The sequence below is a fragment of the Hymenobacter sp. AT01-02 genome, assembly GCF_000961955.2.
In the GTDB taxonomy this organism is placed as follows: Bacteria; Bacteroidota; Bacteroidia; order Cytophagales; family Hymenobacteraceae; genus Hymenobacter; species Hymenobacter mucosus.
In genome coordinates, this window is the sequence record NZ_JZIR02000176.1 from 1 (window position 1) to 2,235 (window position 2,235).

Here is a 2,235-nt window from a genome sequence, read left to right on the forward strand (position 1 = left end):
TACCCCCCGCCCCCGAGGTGCTGGCCGACCCGGACCGGCCGTGGTATTTTCTGGACGGGCAGCTTTCTGATCTACAGCCTCAGCTGGCCGCCAGCATTCCTACCGTGAATGGCGACTGGCAGCAGAGTTTTCGTTGGGATGGAACCGGAAAAATACCTACTCCCGAGGCAGCCCGCTTAAAGCAGCTTAGCCAGCAGGCTCTCAAAAATGGGCAGAAAGTGCGTTTCTGGAACCTGCCGGCCAGCACCGCCGCCCAGCGGCGGGCGGTGTGGCGGGAGCTGTTGCACTACCCAGGTCTGCTGGTTGGGGCCGATGAATTACGTGAGCTTAAGCAAGTAATTGATTGCGCAACAGCTTCGTTAGCTATGCCTTGCCTATGTTGTTCGGGCTGCTGCTGGCCGGCCGGGACCTGGCATATGGCCAACGCTTCACGCCGCACACCGTGTCTGGTACTGTCTTCGCCGACGAGAACGGCAACGGCCAACGCGAGTCCTCCGAAGCTGGGGTAGCCGGCGTACTGGTGTCCAACGGCGTCGAGATAGTGCCCACTGACCGTAAGGGCCGCTACCGCCTGAGTACCCGGCCCGGTCGCCTGATTTTTGTGGTAAAGCCCCGCGACTATGCGCCCGCGCAATCCACTAGTTGGTACTACCAACCTACTGCGGCTTCCCACCAGACCGCGGATTTCGCGCTTCGGCCCGCCCCGGAGAAAAACGCCTACGACGTGGTGTTGCTCGGGGATATACAGGCTGGCAGCCAGGACGACCTCTACCACTTCAACCACCTAGTAACCGAGGAGCTCTACGACGACCCTTACGCCCTTGCCCTCACCCTGGGCGATATTACCTTCGATGAGCTGGGTGTGTACCCCAAAACCAAGGCCAGCCTCGCGGCCCTGGGCAAGCCGGTATATGCCGTATTCGGTAATCACGATCAGAACTACGAGGTACAGGACGCTCTCTACGCCGACTCCACCTATCAACGCTACTTTGGACCTTCCTACTACGCCCTGCAACACGGCCAGGCGCATTTTGTGGTGCTCAACGACGTGGCCTATCTGGGCCAGAAGAAGTACGAAGGCCGCATATCAAGCGAGCAGCTGAATTTCATGACCAACTACCTGCGGCACTCCGACCCTGAGCAACTGCACGTGCTGGCTATGCACATTCCCCTAGCCGAGGTAGTCAATAAAGCCGATCTGCTGCGCGTGCTGGCCGGGCACCCCAATGTGGCATTCATCTCAGCCCACGAGCACCGCAACCGGCGGGAGTACCACCTGCAACCGACGGGATTAGCCTGGCAAGAAATAGTGGTAGGTGCAACCTGCGGCAGCTGGTGGCAGGGAGAGCACGACATCTTTGGAATTCCCTCGGCCTAATGAATTGTGGGGCGCCCAAGGGCTACTGGAAGATGCAAGTAGGCGAGCATAGTAACTACCAGCTAGCTTATAAAGCCTCTCAATACCCTGCTACCTTCCAGATGAGCGTCTGGACGCCGGAAGATTCCGAGTGGGACCCGGCCCAGAACTTGCCCGCCGACTCTACCCGTAGCGTAGCTATGATCAACGTGTTTGCCGGTTCCCCGAAAACCCGTGTCGAGTTTCGCCTCAACGACGGCGCGTGGCAGCCGGCCTACCCCGTGGTGACCCCCGACCCGTACGTGGCTCGCCTCTACCAACTTCAGCAACGCCGGGTGTACCCTTCGGCCAAAGCCTCCGCCCTAGCGGGTAAGGCCGAGCCCAGTCCCCACCTCTGGCGCGCCCGCCTGCCTAGTGGCCTGCCAGTGGGTACCCATAAAATTGAAGTACGCGCCACCGACCCCTGCGGCCTCCAGGCCCGGGCCTACCGCGTGCTGACTATTAACCATCCTTCGCTGCCCTGAGTATGCCCTCTTCCTTTCTTTTTTCCGTGTTGCTGTTAAGTGGCCTAGGTCTGCTGTCCTGTGCCCGTCCCCAGGCGTCTGCCCCGACTCGCAGTGTAGTAATTGAAGCTCTCAAGCAGCAACCCGATGTAGCACTCGCGTCGGAAGTACCCCTCGAAAAGCGCGAGTACGGGCCGGGCAAACCGTACGCTGTGCCGACCCTGACGCCTTACGCCGGCCCGCGCAAGCCCCTTAAGAATATCATTTTGCTAATTGGCGACGGCATGGGCCCGGCCCAGGTTACGGGCGGTCTGATTGCTAACCGCGGTCAGCTCTATTTGCAGCAGGCCCAAGCCACGGGGCTTTTCCATCACG

4 protein-coding genes are annotated in these 2,235 nt (G+C 60.3%); all 4 read left to right on the forward strand.

Going from position 1 to position 2,235, the window contains the following annotated elements; translation table 11 throughout:
• On the forward strand, window positions 1-509 hold a 509-nt coding region (locus VI25_RS25425; RefSeq protein WP_201783380.1), incomplete at its 5' end, for a hypothetical protein.
• Entirely contained in the window at window positions 443-1,378 is a 936-nt protein-coding gene (locus tag VI25_RS22025; RefSeq protein WP_161807021.1) for a metallophosphoesterase N-terminal domain-containing protein, read from the forward strand. The genes VI25_RS25425 and VI25_RS22025, both read left to right, overlap by 67 nt.
• Entirely contained in the window at window positions 1,378-1,881 is a 504-nt protein-coding gene (locus VI25_RS22030; RefSeq protein ID WP_055562901.1) for a calcineurin-like phosphoesterase C-terminal domain-containing protein, read from the forward strand. The genes VI25_RS22025 and VI25_RS22030 overlap by 1 nt, the downstream gene beginning before the upstream one ends.
• 2 nt (window positions 1,882-1,883) lie before the next feature.
• On the forward strand, window positions 1,884-2,235 hold a 352-nt coding region (locus tag VI25_RS22035), incomplete at its 3' end, for a hypothetical protein (RefSeq protein WP_201783381.1).